Here is a 19285-nt window from a genome sequence, read left to right on the forward strand (position 1 = left end):
GTTTTTGGCTTTGCTTGGGACTAAAATAGAAAAGTAAAGGGTGTGTTGCGCAAAAAAAAATCGGGAGTTTTATTTGATAACATGTTCTAAATAGGCTTTGGCCTTTTTAATCATGGCTTTAGCAGGTTCACCTTTTACCACAATAGATGATTCTTCTCTAAAATATTTACTTTCTTGATTACGAAGCGCAGAAAACCAATTAAAGGAACCATCAATAATAATTTCATTATCAATTATAATGGTTTTGCTATGAATACCGTCTACAAGTTTTAATGTAGCGCCACTTTCTTTAATTAACTCTCGCCCTTTTTGTGCTGTAGTTTTTAACTGATTGTTGCATATATCAAGCGTAGAGTCTGTGATTATTAAAACTTTGACACCTTTATTTACTGTAGCATGTAATTGTTCCTTTACCGAATGTATCTCGATTGAATTTAAAATCTGTGTGTTCCCACCATCAAAGTAATTAATTGTATTGCATTCTATTGCGTTTGAAGAAATAAACGGAGAGACAATAATGAGTTCTGATTTCGCAATTTCAAATGCTCGATTAAGGGTGCCAATATGTGTCTTTAAGTTGCTAAGACGTATTACTCCATTTTCAGTATTTGTGTTTTCAAAAACAATTTTGTTAGATAATTCACAATCTTCATCTTCTTGTAACCATTGTTTTAAACGACCTAGAGGATTGTGTTTTGTGGCATTTATAGCATTTAAATTACCAAAAACAAGAAAACTAGATTTAGCTCTTGAAACTGCAACATTAAGCATATTAAGATTGTCTGCAAAAAACGTACTATCACCTGGAGTTAATACAGATGAGAAAATGACAACATCAATTTCTGCACCTTGTAAGGCATGTACAGTACCAGATATTAAGTCTTTATAGACTTTCTTGTTAATTTTTAACAACTCGGATTTAATAAGTGAGGCCTGAGATTTATAAGGTGTAACTATGGCCAGTATTTTGGAAATACACTCATTATTAAAAGCTTTTTCAAGCTCAGGACGCTTATTTTCAATCCATTTGGCAATGGTGATGGCATCTTGAACGTTGTGTCTGCTATTTCCAATTTTTTCACTACCGCTTTCAATATGCATAAAGCCTTTTAAAGGTAAACCTGTGTCTGCTTTTATTGTATTCCCTTTTGTTAATATCAGTTTGTCATTATACACATTCTGATTTGAATAAGAGATAATTTTGTCTGGACATCTTCGGTGCTCTCTTAAAAGAGTTCCTCCCAAATCTTCATCTTTTACGAAACATGAATTTTGAGCTATTTTCATTAAGTTCCCAGAAGAACAAAGTAATCCTGATGCTTTATAATTATTAATCACATCTTCAGAAGCATCTTCTGCAAGAACATGATTCATTTTAAGATTAACAAGATCGAGTTTTTCTTCTACAGACCAAACCGGTTCAATTTGAAATATATCGCCTACAATTAATGCTTTTTTTGCAAGAGAAAATGAAGGGATTGCAATATCTGGAGCCACCTGACCAGCTTCATCGACTATAATTAAGTCGAACAAATTATAATACGCCTTTTCTCCTTCTGCTTTATCATAATACGTACTAAATCTAGGGATAGAATGAAATGTTGAAATATAGATAGGAGTTATTCCTGCAAAACGCTGTAATTTTTCTTTATATCTAATTTTACCACGTTCTCGGTCCTTATTATTTTTTTTCAGATTTGCTTCTAGAGTTAACAAATATTCTGCTTCTCTAAAGTGTATGGCAAGCCAGAATGCTTCAAAACGACAAGATATATCCATTCTAACATGCATGTCTTCTAAGGGATGAAGCTTTTTATATTCTTCACCCGTTAAATTATGAAGTTTCTTTAATTTATTCTTATACGTGCTGTTCCAAGCCTCAATACAAGATTTGTAAGTAGAAGTCTGTTCTTCAATTTTAACTTTTAAATCGACTAATGTATTTAAGTCATCTTTAAGTTGTTTTAACGTATTCGATATTGAAATAATCTTCTCATTAAGCAAATATATTAAAGCATTGTAGTTGCTATAATCTGGAACCAAATTAAAGTCTATATCTAATAATGCTCTTTGGAAAGACGAAGCTCTAAGTTTTTTGTATTTTGAAAGGAATGATAGAATATTTTGAATAAAAGGCTGTTGATTTTTGGCAAGAGTCAGCTTTTCTTCTGAACGGATAATATGTTTAAGTTCTATATTGCTTTTATCAATGTTAGATTCAATTATTGAAATACTTGTTTTTAAATCATTACAGTCGGAAAAACCTTTCTCTTTTAATACTTGAGAGATGTTCTCGTATTGTTCTGCTATTTCAAGATGTCGTTTTATATTGTTTACAGTAGATTGTACTTTATTTAATAATATGTCCTTACACGTTTTAATATCTGTTGCTTCTTTAAGATAATCAGAAAATTTCTCTAGGAAGTATGCTTTTTTAGCATCTATATTTTCATGTTCAAAATCGTTCAAAAACCCTTTTCCAAATTCAGAATTGCAAGTTTGGTAACTATTATTTTCATTAGTAGAAAGATATAAACCTAAAGAACGTAAGCCAGGTAACCAGCGCTGGGTTAATGTTTGATCAGAATTAAGAACAAAACTGTCTAGTATGTTCGTGATGGCTTGATTATTAGCAGAACAAGCCACTATTAATTCAGGTTTTTGTTGATAGAATACAGTAGATACTACACTATTAGCAACGACAGATTGTAAAAATGTTGTTTTCCCGGTTCCTGGAGGTCCATTAACAGCCAAAACATTTGATTTTTGAAGCATATTATAACAAGTAATACTTTCTCTTTGTGATACAGAGAGAGGGAAATCACCGCTCATCTGTCCGATATGATCCTTGTTTCTAATGACCTTAGATTTTTCAGGAATGGGTATTTGTTTTATGTTTCCGGCATCTATAAAGTTGTTAAGTAAACCTGCTTTTGGAGGATTTTCTTCGAGTCTGTTGTACAGTTTTCTGATATTTTCTGTAAGTCCGCGTAATTCACCTTTCTGAACGAATATATGTTTCTCTAGTTTTATATTGAATTCATCAAAGTCTTTTTGAGTAATAACCGAAAAAAAAGATTCGCACTTGTTCCAATAAGACTGCCACGATTCATCTCTAAACTCAAATTTCTGTAGCTCCTTGTCTACTTTTTGTATTGTTCCAATACTGTATGTACCTTTAAAATTGGGTGTAAGATATTCTCTAACAAAAAAAGGTTTCGCTAAGCCTTTATTCAATTTTTGTGGGGCAAGAGTGCCGTCTTTATACATTATTGCAGGAATCCAAAACGGATAAAAAATATGTGGCTCTAATCCTTTTGATTTACCATGTTCAAAATTAGACTGTATTGAGCACGGACAAATATCTACGTTTATAGATTTTTTATCTTTATTTTTAGGCGAAATACTCCATAAATATTGTGCATGCTTTAATGGAACTTGTTCTATAAAATAGGATGCTACAGGTATTGGGTAAGTGGTAACATCAATTTGCTTTCTATCAGCATCAATTAGCGTTTTTTTCCAATAACTTAACCAAGATTTTAAATCTAGAATTTTTACCACAATGTTTCGTTTTATAACTCTAACGACTAATATACTAAATACAAATTGCCTTGCTTATGAGAATGTTTAAAAAACACTTTTTTGTATAGGTGTTATTTAACACTTTTTAGTTGCGATTATAATTCCAGTGGACCAATTCATTTTTGTCAGATTAAAATCTTTCCGATTTTCTAAATATGCAATAAGTTTGTCAACATTGTCTTGATGTCCGTTAGGCCAATTTGGTTGCGGAAGCATATCATCAATAATGTAAAGTCCACCAATGTGTATTAATTCCAATAACTCATCAACTTCACTATATTTTCCTGGCCAAGCATCTGCAAAAACCAAGTCAAATTTTTCTCCTTTATAATTTTTAATCCATTCCGTGCCATCTGTTTCTATTATTTTCACTCGTTTATCTTGTCCGAAATAATTTTGAACGATTGCTATAAGTTTAGGATCATTATCAATACTTGTCAATTTAGATTCAGCATCCATGCCATCTATCATCCAAGATAATGACAGTCCAATACCTGTTCCCAATTCTAGTAGATTTGAATTTGGTTTAGACGTTATTAAAGTTTTTAATAGCGTTCCAATGTAAAGATCAGAAGGCATTGTAAAACCAATCGCTTTAGATTTGTTTTCAATTTCCGAATGTATTTTAGGTTTATCTAAGTTGTTTAAATCGTTCATGTTTTATCTAAAGGTGTATTGCTTGTCTAACATAATTAAAAGAAATGTTGATATGAGTTGCCATACTACTTGCAAACGATTATTTGTTTTTCAGAATGATTGTCAAAAGCCTCCTTTTCAAAACTGCCATATTTTTGAAGAATTTTAAACCCATGTTGTTCCAAGTAACTGTCTAATTCTTGCGGAAAAAACAGCCTCATATCTAAATTTTGTATCGAATGAAAGTCACCATTAATGTAATAGTGCCAAGCAATACGATTAATTTGGGATTTAGTCTCATAACGCATGCTTTGTGTTATCAAGACGTCTCGTCCATCTTTAGTTTTATATTCAGCAATCGTGTGTTGTGTTTGTTCCGCTTCCACGATATATTGAATATTTGGATTAAAGCAATCCAAAACAAATAATCCATCGTCTTTCAAATGTTTTTTTACAGCTTTAAATGCCTGATATACGTCCACATTATGGTATAAATGATGTATGGAATTAAAGGGAATAAAAATGAAGTCGAATTTCTCAGACAAGTCTAAAGTTCTAATATCGGCTTCAATAAAATCAATGTTTACATGCGCTTCTTCAGCTTTTGCTCTGGCTTGTTCTAACATGGAAGGCGTAATGTCTACACCACTAATTTTAAATCCGTCTTGTGCAATGGGAATGGTAAGTCTGCCTGTACCACAACACAATTCTAAGATGCGTGCATCTTTGGTTTTTGGTAAGTATGATTTGTAAAAATTTAAGTCGGCAAGATTGGTATTCATGCCATCGTATATCTGTGCATCATAAATAAAATCTCCAACCTTGTAAATATGTTCCATGTTAACTTGAGTTTTGATTGCTGTATATTAATACTAAGTGTGTTGTATAATATTTAAAGTAAAACCTAGCTTTAATATTTAAAACAGATTAATTAAGATTTGGTTTTTAGTCTGTTGGCATTCAGTTTTCCTTTCAATACTTTAGCTGCTCTAGTATATCCACTACTACCGCCATCTACAAAATGGATGTGTTTGGCATTTCTATTTCTAACATAACAAGACATGATACTGGTTGTACTCACGTGACAGCCATAAATAATCTGTCCTTGCTGTTCTAGATTGTCTAAATAGGCGGTTAATAATTGCCTTTGGGTGGTTGTACCTGAGATCACCATATTAATGCGTCCGTCGATGACTAAAATATCAGATAATTGGGTTAATTCTTTTAAGTATTTCCGGCCAGTGGCTGTAGGTAAATAATAGTATTTACCAATAAGTCCGTTCATCCATACTTTTAAAATGTTTTTAAGACCATCCGCTTTATTACTTACTTTTAGTTCTGTTTTAATACGTTTATAATTAAAGCTCAATTTTAGTTTGGGAATTGAAATCGGATTTCTATGGCGTAAAGAGCCATATATATCATTGGTGTGTTCTAAAATATGTTGAAATATAGGCGCTTGTTCAGAAGCGTTAGTTGCAGTGATTAATAAGGAAACCACTTCGTTTGAGTTTTTTGGCGGCGGAATTTTATTCCATCTGCATTCCATACCGTCTAAGTCTAAACGCGTTTGATTTATAGAAGCTTTGTCAGGCACACTATCTCTAGATTTTATTAATCGTTCTGCAAAGTGTAATCCGTTTCCTAACACTATGGGAATGGTATGTAGGGAATTTATACTGGCCTTAGCAATTTTTAATTCTTGGTTATTCTCATAGACATGAGACACTGAAATGCTCCCAACTCTTAGATAGATGTTAAATTCCTTCTGAATATTTTCTTGATGCACCGTTAAAGCCGCCATGATGTCTGTAAGTAATGTAGACGGAATTAATAGTGTTGCACCATCACCACCAAAGAAAAAAGGAATATCAATGACATGTTTGGCAGCGATATTTAAGGCAGCAATAATACTTCCGGTCGCGATAAGGTTTACGAGTTCAGAAAACCCATTTTCTACAGAAGCTGTAGAGCCTTTAATATCGGTGACCACAATATGCCAATCGTCTGGAATATCCTGAAACCGCTCTGGTTTAGAGAGTATGGTGGTTACCGGGGCTTTGTAATTTTCTAAAGCGGTATAAAATAGCGTGCTGTTCATGTATGTGTGTTGCTCCGTTATTGAAGCATGCTGTAAATGGTTAAGAGGATGATTTTTCGATGTTTCCCATATTAAACATAACTGTTTTATTCATGCATGACAAGACTTTTGTATTGAAATGGTGTAAACATACAGCGTGGTTTAAGCACCTAATTTAGTAAATTAAATCGGGATGACTAAGCTGTGCTGTATTTTGGAAACGAACTAAAAATGCCTGCTCAATTATAATTAGGCTGTGTGGCGTCAGATTCCAATTTAAGCGTGGCGCTTTTTAATCGGCTTGAGGTTTTAATGGGGATTGGAGAAGGATAGTATTAAAATACTCTGAATCTAAAATTAGCTTGTTTAATATAAGTTCCATGCGTTTCCCTACTAAAAAATTATCAGTATAAGCGACAAAGACATCGGCTTCGGGCTGAAAATAGACTTCCGAGATCTCTAATTTACTAGTATGGGCAGCTGTTTTTAATAGGATTTCCCATAGTTCTCCTTGGTTTATATTATGCAATTCCACGAGCGCATAAGCCATATCATGATCCGGTTGTTCGGGTAGCCAAACTGTATAATTTTCATTTATATCAGATTTTTGTATTTTACATAAATAGATGGGATTGAGTTGCATTTGCTATTTAGTGTTTTTGTCTGCTTCTGTAGGTTTTACAGTTACTAATTTAGTAAAAACATGAATATTACAAAGGTGTTCTCGTTATGTTTTAAAGAAATTATAGTTGTTCTAGTATGTGCTTAGTCGTTAATTTCGTGATCATAAATCTTCTCCCAAGCTTTCCGTTTCATTGTAAACAAGGTTTCTTTATTTAAATCGAAAATAGAGACCTCTTTATCATGCATAACTATGTGCTGCTTCCATTCTACATAATCTTTATATAGTAATAATGTGCAAATATCGGTGGATGATATATACTCGGTAATGAGATGCGTATGGATTGTCGACACTGTGGGGTTATCTTTATCTTCTGAAGTATATGGGAATTGTAAAATGCTCTTATGAATCTTTGCTTTAGTCTTAAACTCATTTTTCTTGTTATAGCTTAATTTGTAATCGTTACCCAGTAATACAATCCCAGAAACTTGTGGTCCAGTTATAACAAATACAGTACGTTTTTTTTCTGTAATAACGGGTATAAAATTTAGTGCAGTGTTTTCATAGAAAGAGAAAAAATTATCTGTGTTTTCTGATGCTCTATCTCTTGCATCTTGCCTAATTTTAATTAAACTGTGTTCCAATTCAGAAGCTACCTTATGAATTGTATCTGTTTGTAAAGGTTTAATTTTAGGTAAGCTATCAAAGGTATAACGTATTAAAATATGGTCAGTATTATAACGGCTAAAGAATATAGTGCGGATCAGGTGTTCGTCAGTTTCATAAGAAAGATAACCACCAATAGAATCTTTTTTTGACTCAAATCTCGAGAGCATATCATCTGTACCATACCAAGACCCTTTTTCTAATCTAAAAAGTAATTTACCTTCCTCCAAGATGCTTTCAGTTACTTTGTTTTGAGAACATATTACAGATGTAGAAGCGAGAAAGCATAGTAAGATTATTTTTTTCATGTTAACAAGGCTAGAGTGATGTTATAGATCGGGATTTACAGCATGCAACTTGTCTAAAACTACAATCACAAAGCGGTTTATGCTAGCATCTGATGCGCTTTTTACCCAAACCTAAAGATAACACAAATCCCCCTAAACGCCTTGCGGAAAAACCGTACTTCAGCCAAATTTAGAGGGATAGATTTAATGTTTCGTATGTAAGTGCAACTGCGGTTTAAGATGTATATTAACACAGCAGTCTACAGCGCAAAGTTCAGGTATTTACACCAAAGCGCCGTTCGCACAGATTACTTGTCCGGAGATCCATTTAGAGTCGTCGCTCGCTAAGAATAGTACGACTTTAGCTATATCTTCAGGTTCGGCTATTCTATCAAACGGACTTTTAGAGCCCAAGGCTTTGATGGTCTCTTCAGATTTTCCCTTTTTAAATAGTGCTGTGGCTGTTGGGCCAGGAGCAATGGCATTTACCGAGATGCCACGACCTATTTCTTGAGAAAATACACGTGTAATTTGTTCTATGGCAGCCTTAGTTCCCGAATATAAGGCGTAAGTGGGTAGCATCATTTTAGTAGTGCTAGACGAAAAGTTTAATATAATGCCATCATCGGCCAATTTATCGTTGGCTTCTTGTAGGGTATTAAAAACCCCTTTCACGTTAATATCAAATACTTTAGAAAAATCGTCTGCCGTATGGTCTTTCAATAATTTATTATCCATCACTCCCGCGTTATTAATCAGAACATTAATTTCACCAAAGGTTTCAAGTGTTTGGTCAAATAGCATGGTGACATCTTCTTTTTGGCTTACGTCTGCTTTAATGGCTATGGCCGTTCCGCCATGGTCTGTAATATGTTTTACGGTGTCGTTTGCTTCTGTTTCGCTGTGTGAATAATTAATTACGACTTTTGCACCATGTTGTGCTAAAAGTATGGCAATCTCTTTTCCTATACCTTTTGAAGATCCGGTAACGATAATGACTTTATTTTGAAGTTTCATAGTGTCTTATTTTAAATGGTTGTCTCGCTTTAGACGAGGTGATAGGCTAAACCTAAACACTCTAGCGCAATATAATACATAACTACACAAAAATAAGCTACGGTCTAGGCCTATTGTAATGCAATCGGTGTTCGTTTTAATCGATATCGGTTGTTCAGTGTGTACTTTGTTTCAATGTTCTAAAGGAATATAACGCGCAATAAGTGTCCGTTTCAAGTTCTCCTAATGTTTAGATCTCAAAGCCGCAGTTAAAACCTCTGTAATTTTAATGTTTTTTGGTTGAATTTAATCCTCTAAAATTCAGACTCTATCATTATTTAACTCAATGGTAATACGGATTAACGCTCGGGTCAGCTGCAAAACCTTTTATTTTGTAACGCTTGTATTGCGCAAACCCACAAGCACAGATCTATGAGTAAAACACTGGATTTTAATACGGCTTATGATGCCCATTGGTATGAATTATTCGCCTATGCTAATAATATTTTACGATCGCGAGAAGCGGCGGAAGATATTATACAGGAAGTGTTTCTGGATCTGTGGAATCGGTTAGACGATTTAACCATAGACCATTACAGAGCCTATTTGTATAAGGCGGTTAAATTTCAATGTGCCAAACGCTTGCGACAAACGCCATTTACGGCCGTAATGCTGGATCATATCGGGGCATCTCTGGATGTAGACGATTCTGAAGATCATCAGACCATTGAAGCGAGTAAAGTTCAATTGGTACAAAAAATAGATGTCTTGGCAAACGACCTATTACCAGAGCGTTGCCTACAAATTTTTAAACTCCGCTTTAAAGATAATCTCAGTTATAAGGAAATTGCACTTCAACTCGATATTTCTACCAGCACAGTAGACAATCAGATTAATAAAGCCTTAAAATTACTTCGCGAATCGGGTGTATACAATACAGAAATGGTGTTATTACAACTTCTGGTTTTTGGCATTTCTGCCGCTGCATGTTAATTCAGTGTTAGCAAGGTTAACAAAACTTTAAGAACAAAAAATAAGATAGGGGACGTTTACATTTTGGGTACTTCATAGTAGAGGATCGTTAGATTCTCATGAAAACCCAACTATGACAGAACAACATTTTAAACGTATTTTAAAGCGCTACGAAAACGGAACCGCTACAGCAGAAGAAATCGCAGATGTCGAAGCTTTTTTTGAGGCCATGCATGCTTCAGGCGAACCTGCAAGAACCTTTAAACTCGACTTAGGTCTAAAAAACAAACTATACGCGGGCATTGCCCAACACACTACAGCCAAATCCAAATCTAAATTTAGGTGGACTTGGGGGATTGCAGCATCGCTTATAGTCTTATTAGGCGTTAGTCTCTTTACGCTGTTTAATTATACTGATACTTTCAGTGGGGCATTTCAAATGCAAGAAGATGCACTAACGATACATACACAAGCAGGCGAACAAAAACGCATAGTGTTGGCAGATGGTTCGACCGTGATTTTAAACGAAAATAGTGCCCTAAACTATCCGCAAACTTTTCAAGATTCCACGCGTATGGTGTCTTTAGAAGGGCAGGCATTTTTCGAGGTGACTAAAAATCCAGAACACCCTTTTATTGTCAAATCTGGAGGTTTATCTACTAAAGTCTTGGGAACGTCTTTCAACATTATAGAACGCGATACCATTATAGAAGTCATGGTGAGTACCGGATTGGTTAACGTCACTTCCGCATCGGAAGGCGTGTATTTAAAACCCAACCAGAAAGTCACCTACACCCAAAAGACAGCAACACTCACCAAAGCAACGGTAAATGCAGAACTGAATAACCTATGGTGGAAAGGCGAAGTGGTGTTAGAACAGGTTCAAATTCAAGAGTTGGCGGTAGCTTTAGAACATATATATCAAATTCCGTTTCAGATTACAGATGCCCGAGTAGCAGACATGTATCTCTATTCGTTACGCTTAAGACAAGACGAACCCTTAGACGATTTAATTACACGTATCAATTTTATAAACGAAGTCCACCTCATTAAACATGATCATATGATAGACATTACAACACACTAGACCATTTAGAAAAAAGAGAAGGATCTGCGGCAACAGATCCTCTCGAGATTAAGCATTGCATTTGAAAAAAAATTAAAAACCAATACTAAATTACATGAAAGCATTATTTAGGAATGTATTCCGATTAACACTGTTTATATGTTTTATAAGCGCGTATCCAAGTTATGGTATGTCCGAAAACATGGATTCAACACAAGTCACTCTGAATGAAAGAGGCGCGACCCTTGTTGAAATTTTATCTAAAATATCAAAAATAACTGATTTTAATATTACTTATGGCGATTTTATCGCAAAAAACAAACAACCCTATGATGCGGTGTATACCAACACGGCACTGCATACGGTATTATCAGATTTAGGAAAGCAGGCGCATTTCAGCTTTAAAGTGAACGGAAGCGATGTCTTAATTGGACATCCTACTAAACAGACGGCAGAGACTGCTGTACAAGAAAAGATGACCTTAACAGGGAAGGTGTTCGACGATATGAATTTGCCTTTACCGGGCGCAAACATTGTAGAACAAGGCACAACTAATGGGGTGACTACAGATTACGATGGGAATTTCACCATCACTCTATCTCAGGCTAATGCTACTATTATTGTATCTTATTTAGGGTATACAACGCAGCACGTTGCTGTAAACGGACGTCCAAATATTTCAATCACCTTAGAGGTCGATGCAGCAGGTTTAGACGAAGTGGTTGTTGTTGGATACGGTAGCGTTAAAAAGAGCGATTTAACTGGAGCAGTTTCGTCTGTGAGTGCAGACGATTTAGTGGCTTTTCCAGTCGTCGATGCCACACAAGCCCTACAAGGGCGTGCAGCTGGTGTGTCTGTACAAGCAACAAACGGGGCTCCAGGTTCCGATTACAGCATTCAAATTCGTGGAAATACTTCAATTAACGCCAGTAATGATCCGTTGATCGTTGTAGACGGATTTATTGGAGGCATCATGCCACCTGCAGAAGATATTCAATCTATAGAAGTCCTTAAAGATGCGTCTTCTACAGCCGTATACGGAGCAAGAGGTGCCAACGGGGTGATTATAGTGAGTACCAAACGTGGCGCAAAAGGAAAACCTCAATTTAGTTTTTCAACCTCGTATTCGTCTCAAACAGAAATCAACCGTTTGGATTTATTGAATGCCGATCAATTTACTGAATATATCACAGAATTAGATCCAGATTTTATTCCTGAATTGACAGGCGAAGGTACAGATTGGCAAGACGAGATTTATAGAACCGGTGGCGTTCAAAATTACCAATTGTCTATTGCAGGAGGTTCAGATGCCATCAGTTATTATGTGTCTGGTGCGATTTATGATCAGGAAGGTGTGGTTAAAGATTCAGATTATAAAAGATACTCTGTAACAACCAATTTAGATTTACAAGCTTCTGAAGCTGTTAAATTTGGAACCAGCTTATTCGTCCGCAGAAGTTATACCAACGGTGTAAAAAGTCAAGAAGGCGGAGATGCTGCACAAACTGGAGTCATTTCAGGGGCGTATAAATTCTCTCCAACACAAAGTATTACCGATGCCAATGGCGATTTTGCCTTAAGTATTGTGGGGTATCCTATAGACAATCCGTATGCTTTGGCTACCGAATATCAGAATGAAGTAATTGCCGATGTGTTTCAAGGAAACGTTTATGCCGAAATCGATTTGTTAAAAGACCTGAAATTTAAAACAACTTTAGGGACAAGTATACACGATTCTAGAACGGGACAATATTACCCAACCACTTTAGATCGTGGAAATAGTGTTGGCGGAGAAGCGACATTAAATACATATAAAGCGACGAGTTTTATCAGTGAAAATTATTTAACCTACGCCAAAACCTTTGCAGAAGTGCACGAGTTTGCGGCTATGGCAGGATATTCGTTACAAAAAGACCGTACAGAAGTGACTACAAGTTTAGCCTCAGGCTTTATCTCTGATTCTTTTTCGTTCTGGAATTTAGGAGCAGGTTCTAATGCTTCATCTGTAGATTCTGAATTATACGAGAGCACATTCGAAGCTGTTTTCGGACGTATCAACTACACCTTAAACGGAAAGTATTTATTCACCTTTACGGGGCGTCGCGAAGGGTCTTCTGTATTTGCTAAAAACAACAAATACGGTTTCTTTCCTTCAGCAGCCTTCGGTTGGAAAATTTCTGATGAAAATTTCTTAGCAGATTCTAACACCATCAGTTTACTAAAATTACGTGTCAGTTATGGTGAAGTAGGAAACCAAGCCATCAGTCCGTATCAATCTTTAGCATCCTTTACAGATGTATTTACTACGGTGCAAGGGAGTGCCGTTACTGCCATTCGTCCGTCTACCATTTCTAATAACGACTTAACGTGGGAAACTACAGCACAGACCAATGTGGGGATTGATGTGGAACTGTTAAGAAACCGTTTCGGATTGACTTTAGATTATTACAAAATGAAGACGACAGATTTGTTGTTCGATGTGCCAACCCCAAATTATACAGGGTTTGAAACTCAACTTCAAAATATCGGAACGGTAGATAACGAAGGGTTTGAATTTGCAGCCAATGCCGCTATTTTTCAAGGCGATTTCAGATGGAACACCTATGCGAATATTTCATTCAATGACAATACAATCGTTAAGCTAGTAGAAAATGATACCGATGGGAATGATATTTACTATTCATCTAATCCGTTATCTGGTGGAGGTACCACGCAATTATTAAGAGAAGGCGAATCTGTTGGGACGTTCTGGGGTTATATGTACGATGGCGTGGTACAATCTGAAGCCGATGTGCTTGTTGGCGGAGAAGCTGTTGGGGGCGAAAGCTTTAAAGATTTAAATGGCGATGGTGCGTTAACCGACGAAGATCGTGCTATTATTGGCGATCCGCATCCAGATTTTAATTGGGGATGGAATAACGACTTTAGTTATAAAAACATCAACCTAAATATCTTTGTACAAGGGTCTCAAGGTGGCGAAATATTAAACTACACTTTAATGGAATTGGGCGCTTTAAACGGCCGTACCAATGTCACAACAGAGGCACTTAACCGTTGGAGTCCGACCAATACCGATACCGATATTCCAGAAGCGCGAGTAAGCAGAAGTTTTGTAACGTCAGACCGTTGGATAGACGATGCGAGTTATGTTCGTATTAAAAACATCTCTTTAGGCTATAACTTTTCAGCAGACTTTTTATCAAAAATCCATATGTCGGCAGCGCGATTATACGTGAGCGGACAAAACCTATTCACCTTTACCAATTACAAGGGGATAGATCCCGAAGTATCCTATAGCAATTCCAGTAGTAATATTGGTTTAGACTACGGGAGTTACCCGAATGTAAAATCGTATACCGTAGGATTAAATATAAGCTTCTAGTAGTTCACAACACTTAACATTATAATTATGAAACAGATAATACAATATGCAGCACTTACGCTAACGCTATGCGCGTCTTTAGTGAGTTGTGCAGACTTAGACGAAAACCCAGTGGGGACTTTAACGCCAGAAGGTTTTTTTAATACCATAGACGATGTGTACCCAATGATTGATGGGACTTACGGCCTTATGGCATCTTCAAGTTATTATGGCGCCGGACTTACCGTGCCTTTACAACTGATGAGTGATATGGTAGATAACGGTTACGAATTTAGTGATTATGCCGAGTTTAGTCGGTTTTTAACCACACCTACCAACTCGTATGTGTCCGATTTATGGGCTTCATCTTACCAAACCATTGCCACAGCCAATACGGCCATTCAAGGCGTGGGGTATTTAGACGATGAAACCGAAGCCGTAAAACTGGCAGCAGAAGGGGAAGCTAGATTTGTAAGAGCTTTTTTATACTATCATTTGGTGCGACTGTACGGTAGCATTCCGTATATCGATAATCCAGATATCGAAGATCCGTTAAGCATTACATTATCGACGCCAGACGAAGTTTACGCCCATATTATTGAAGATATGACGTTTGCTTTTGAAAACCTAGATTACGATCCGCGTGATGGCGTGCGTTCTAAACCGTCTAAAGGTGCTGCAGCCTCGTATTTAGCTTCGATATATATGACGCGTGGCGAATGGCAATTGTCTTACGATTATGCCAAATGGGTAATAGATAATTCAGGCGCTTTAAACTATGCTTTGGAAGACGATTATCAAGATTTATTTAGAAATAGCGAACAGTGGGCCTCTTCAGAATATATTTTCTTGGTCGATTTTACCAGTAACCAAACCGGTCAGAATCCCAACCCGACAACCTATGAAAACGACAACAAAATCGGTCCTTTTAATGGGGTAGAAGGTGGCGAGTCGCCTTTAGGTGGTTGGAGCATGCTTGTGCCACATCTTAATGTGTATAGCGCTTGGGACACCGAAGATTACCGTTTAAAAGTGAGTATGACGGACTCTTTAATTTTAGGCGATGATACGGGTATAGTGAGACCGTATACCGATTTTGAAATTCCAAGACCACATATTGCCAAATACACCAGATTTCCGGGCGATGGTCGTACTACAGCAGGCTGGCGTTCAGATTTTGATTATGTGGCCTTTAGATACGCTGAGGTATTACTTATTGCAGCCGAAACCGCTAACGAATTAGGATTCACCGATGAGGCAATAGGTTATGTGAATCAAATACGCGCTCGTGCCAGACAAGCCGGAGTGATTGAGTTTGATGGTGGTGGTTTAGGCACGTATGCACCAAGCACTTTTCCGGAAGATGTAACTTCAGGATTAGGAACGTCAGAGTTAAGAGACGTGATCTTAGAAGAGCGCCGTATAGAATTAGCGTTTGAGTGGAAGCGTTGGTACGATATTGTACGTCACGATATGGGGGCAGAAGTTTTTGGCACAAATGGTTTAGAACCTCAATCAAATTTTAATACCTTTAGATATTTATTACCGATACCACAAGACGAAATGAATAAGAACGAAAACTTTGTTCAGAATCCTGGGTATTAAACTTTTAATCCGCGTGATCCCATGTCGTTAGCTTAGCTTTCGGTGATGCTCACAGCAATACCCCCTAATTATTGGATTCGCTCCCCTTAAACACTGTATGTGATTTGAGGGGAGTTTTTTTTGTGTATGGGTTTGGGGGATATTTTAGTTGGTCTTTTACGGGATTCCGTAGTTTTTATTAGTTTGGATTTAGTATTTTTAGGGATTATTTAAATTAAAATATTATCATGTTTAGATTTAAGTAATGAAGGTGATACTTTACGGATTTCCGTAAGTTTTACGTGTAGAATTTTATTATTTTTATTGCGTTCTATTAATAAAATTCCAATTTAAATGCAGAAAACTTTTACTATAAACATTTTAATATTTTCTATATTTAGCATCCCTCATAAAGTATGTATTTTATATAAAGTACATAACCATCTAAAACTTAAATAACTGCTGTTTAAAATCAGCTACAATACTACTTAAAACCCAGAAGGTTTAAGACTTATACATGACTCACGATACTATTAAAAAGCTGGAAACCGAACTTTGGGATGCAGCAGACGATTTAAGAGCAAACTCTAAACTTACAGCTTCCGAATACAAAGATCCCCTATTAGGTTTGGTACTACTACGTTTCGCGCAAAACCGTTTTGAAGATTCTAAAATAGAAATTGAGAAAGGACTAGCAATAAACCCAAGAACGGGGAAAAAAAGAGAAGTTAACAAAGGTGACTATGCAGGTCAAGGTGCTATGTTTTTACCCGAAAAGGCAAAATACGATTATTTAGCCGACTTGCCCGAAGCCGAAAATATAGCGGAAGCCATTAATAATGCCATGAAGCTTATTGAAGCCGAATATCCAGACCTTGAAGGTATTCTACCAAAAAGCTACCAAGAGTTTGATGATAAACTTTTACGAGATTTAGTTCGTGTTTTTAACAAAGATGCCGTAAAACAAGCCAAAGGCGATGTGTTTGGGCGTATTTACGAGTTTTTCTTAATGAAATTCTCTATGCAAGGTGCCGGTGCACAAGAAGGCGGAGAATTCTTCACGCCACCATCTTTAGTAAACCTAATCGTTAACTTTATACAACCCAATCATGGTATTATACACGATCCGGCCTGTGGTTCTGGAGGTATGTTTGTGCAAACGGCACATTTTATAAAAGACCATGAGAATAAAAATGTTAACGAGGCCATTACAGTATATGGTACAGAACTTAAAAGCAATAACACACGCTTAGCAAAAATGAACCTTGCCATTCATGGTATAGAAGGTAGAATTATAGAAAGTAATAGTTTTTACTCCAATCCACACCATTTAACAGGGAAGTGTGATTTCGTCATGGCGAATCCACCATTTAATGTCGATAAAATAGATGCTAAAAATAAGTTTTTAGCAGATGATGATCGTTTACCATTTGGCGCACCATTAACAGGAAAAGGCACCATAAGTAATGGTAATTATTTATGGATTCAGTATTTTCATAGCTATTTAAACGCAACAGGAAGAGCAGGGTTCGTCATGGCAAGTTCTGCCACAGATGCTGGAAATGCTGAAAAACTAATCCGTCAAAAATTAATAGAATCTGGCGATGTAGAATGTATTGTAGCTATTAGCAATAACTTTTTTTACACACGTAGTTTACCATGTCATGTTTGGTTTTTTAATAAAGGAAAAAAAGCCGAAAATAAAGACAAGGTGTTAATGATAGATGCGCGTAATACGTTTAGAAAAGTAAGCACTACGATTAACGATTTTAGCGACGAGCAACTAGAAGGTTTAACAGCAATCATGGATGCCTTTAGAACCAATAATCTTAAAGCTGTCAGTTCGAGCGCAGTCGAGAACGCTTGGATAGCAGAACACTTCCCGAAAGGAAAATACCAAGACGTAGAAGGCTTATGTAAAATAGCCTCTATTGAAGACATTGCAGAACAAGACTACAGCCTAACACCAGGACGCTACGTTGGTGTGAAGATTGACATTGATATGGACTTTGACTACAAAACACGTATGACCGAAATCCATACCGAATTAGCACAACTAAATACCGAAGCCAATAGTTTAATGGATAAAATTCAATCTGTTAAATTATGATGGAGGGTTGGAGAAAAACAAAAATAGAAGATGTAGCATTGGTAGGAGATGGAGCTCATGCTTCAATAAAACGCAAAGAGACAGGTGTAATGTATTTCACATCTAAAAACTTTGACTCAAATGGTTTAAAACTTAATAAGGTCGATTACATTTCTGAAGAGGATTTTAAAAAATATTTTAACCCTAATTCCAAAGCTTTAACTAAACCTAAGAAGAATGATGTTTTACTTAGTATTATTGGTTCCATGGGTGCTCCATATTTGGTTAATGGAGATTTTGAGTTTGGTTTATCTAGTAGTGTTTCAATTTTAAGACCAAAGTATGAGGTTGTAAACTCAAAATATTTGTTTTATTGGATTAAAAGTGAATATTTTCAAAAATCAATAGATAGTATAAAAAGTGGAGTCGCACAAAGTTTCCTTAGCTTGGGAATGATTCGCAGCTTACCTTGTATTATACCACCACTAAAAACCCAACGCAAAATAGCATCCATTTTATCGGCTTATGATGATTTAATTGAAAACAACCTAAAACGCATTAAATTATTAGAAGAACAAGCACAACAATCCTATGAAGAGTGGTTTGTACGTTTTAAATTTCCTGGTTATGAGGATGTAGCGTTTGATGAGGTTAGTGGGTTGCCTGTTGGTTGGGAGAATAAAGATTTAAACTTTTTGTGTGATAAAATAACTGATGGTACTCATGCAACACCAAAACAAGTTGATGAAGGATATAAACTTATTACAGGAAAACATATTGGAGAAGGATTTGTGAATTTTGAATCAGCTTATTTAATAAGTGAAGAAGATCATTATTCAATAAGGAAAAGAAGTGGTTTAGATAAAGGAGATATTCTATTCTCAAATATTGGAACTTTAGGAAATATTGCTGTCGTAACAGAAGATTTTGAATACAGTTGTAAAAATGTAATCATATTCAAGAAAAAAAACTTTTTTCAAAACTATTTATATTGCTATTTAACAAACACAAATACTAAAAATAAACTAGATAATCAGTCTTCTGGCGTCGCTCAAAAGTTTTATAGTTTAGGTTTTATAAGAAATTTTAAAGATAATTTTCCTGATGAAGAATTAGTTCAAAATTTTGATAAGGTTGTTAATCCATTATTTCAATTAAAATATAATCTTTTTACCCAAAACCAACACTTAAAAGAAGCACGCGATATTTTGTTACCACGTTTAATGAGTGGGATGATAGACCCTTCGACAAGCTCAGGGCAAGTTGTGGATGGTTTGGTGGTTAATGAGCAGTGGGGTAAGGTTGCAGAGGAGAGAAGTAATTATTAGAACATAACATAGT

The 19285-nt window shown here is 36.0% G+C and carries 13 protein-coding genes; 6 read left to right on the plus strand and 7 right to left on the minus strand.

Annotation, left to right across the window (positions count from 1 at the left end; all coding sequences use genetic code 11):
• Positions 1-69: 69 nt before the first annotated feature.
• From AST99_RS05080 to AST99_RS05110, 7 genes are all read right to left on the minus strand, one after another.
• Complete coding sequence (locus AST99_RS05080; protein WP_057779843.1) at positions 70-3564, minus strand: AAA domain-containing protein; 3495 nt, start codon at positions 3562-3564, stop codon at positions 70-72.
• A gap of 96 nt (positions 3565-3660) precedes the next feature.
• Positions 3661-4242 (minus strand): O-methyltransferase, encoded by a 582-nt coding sequence (locus AST99_RS05085; protein WP_057779845.1) that lies wholly within the window; start codon positions 4240-4242, stop codon positions 3661-3663.
• A 65-nt stretch (positions 4243-4307) separates the two neighbouring features.
• Positions 4308-5060 (minus strand): class I SAM-dependent methyltransferase, encoded by a 753-nt coding sequence (locus AST99_RS05090; protein ID WP_057779847.1) that lies wholly within the window; start codon positions 5058-5060, stop codon positions 4308-4310.
• Positions 5061-5152: 92 nt separating this feature from the next.
• On the minus strand, positions 5153-6322 hold the full coding sequence (locus AST99_RS05095; RefSeq protein WP_057779849.1) for a DUF3095 family protein: 1170 nt from the start codon (positions 6320-6322) through the stop codon (positions 5153-5155).
• A gap of 271 nt (positions 6323-6593) precedes the next feature.
• A complete protein-coding gene (locus AST99_RS05100; protein ID WP_057779851.1) occupies positions 6594-6944 on the minus strand; it encodes a hypothetical protein in 351 nt (116 codons plus the stop codon).
• Positions 6945-7066: 122 nt separating this feature from the next.
• Complete coding sequence (locus AST99_RS05105) at positions 7067-7897, minus strand: hypothetical protein (protein WP_157486303.1); 831 nt, start codon at positions 7895-7897, stop codon at positions 7067-7069.
• Between the two features lie 261 nt (positions 7898-8158).
• Entirely contained in the window at positions 8159-8893 is a 735-nt protein-coding gene (locus tag AST99_RS05110; protein ID WP_057779854.1) for an SDR family oxidoreductase, read from the minus strand.
• Positions 8894-9304: 411 nt separating this feature from the next.
• Between AST99_RS05110 and AST99_RS05115 the strand changes: the two genes are divergently transcribed.
• The 6 genes from AST99_RS05115 to AST99_RS05140 all read left to right on the plus strand — a co-directional run bounded on the left by AST99_RS05115 (position 9305) and on the right by AST99_RS05140 (position 19272).
• Positions 9305-9865 carry an RNA polymerase sigma factor gene (locus AST99_RS05115; RefSeq protein WP_057779856.1) on the plus strand — a complete coding sequence of 187 codons (561 nt, stop codon included), beginning with the start codon at positions 9305-9307 and terminating at the stop codon, positions 9863-9865.
• 112 nt (positions 9866-9977) lie between these two features.
• The gene (locus AST99_RS05120) at positions 9978-10931 is read left to right on the plus strand and encodes a FecR family protein (RefSeq protein ID WP_057779858.1); all 954 of its coding nucleotides are present in this window, start codon (positions 9978-9980) and stop codon (positions 10929-10931) included.
• A 94-nt stretch (positions 10932-11025) separates the two neighbouring features.
• Positions 11026-14292, plus strand: a complete 3267-nt coding sequence (locus tag AST99_RS05125; protein WP_069727803.1) for a SusC/RagA family TonB-linked outer membrane protein — start codon at positions 11026-11028, stop codon at positions 14290-14292.
• A 27-nt stretch (positions 14293-14319) separates the two neighbouring features.
• Positions 14320-15876, plus strand: a complete 1557-nt coding sequence (locus tag AST99_RS05130) for a RagB/SusD family nutrient uptake outer membrane protein (RefSeq protein WP_057779861.1) — start codon at positions 14320-14322, stop codon at positions 15874-15876.
• Positions 15877-16372: 496 nt separating this feature from the next.
• Positions 16373-17965 carry a type I restriction-modification system subunit M gene (locus AST99_RS05135; RefSeq protein ID WP_057779863.1) on the plus strand — a complete coding sequence of 531 codons (1593 nt, stop codon included), beginning with the start codon at positions 16373-16375 and terminating at the stop codon, positions 17963-17965.
• Positions 17965-19272 (plus strand): restriction endonuclease subunit S, encoded by a 1308-nt coding sequence (locus AST99_RS05140; RefSeq protein WP_057779866.1) that lies wholly within the window; start codon positions 17965-17967, stop codon positions 19270-19272. Before AST99_RS05135 ends, AST99_RS05140 begins: the two co-directional genes overlap by 1 nt.
• The last annotated feature ends 13 nt before the right edge of the window (positions 19273-19285 follow it).

It is taken from the genome of Formosa algae (genome assembly GCF_001439665.1).
In the GTDB taxonomy this organism is placed as follows: Bacteria; Bacteroidota; Bacteroidia; order Flavobacteriales; family Flavobacteriaceae; genus Formosa; species Formosa algae.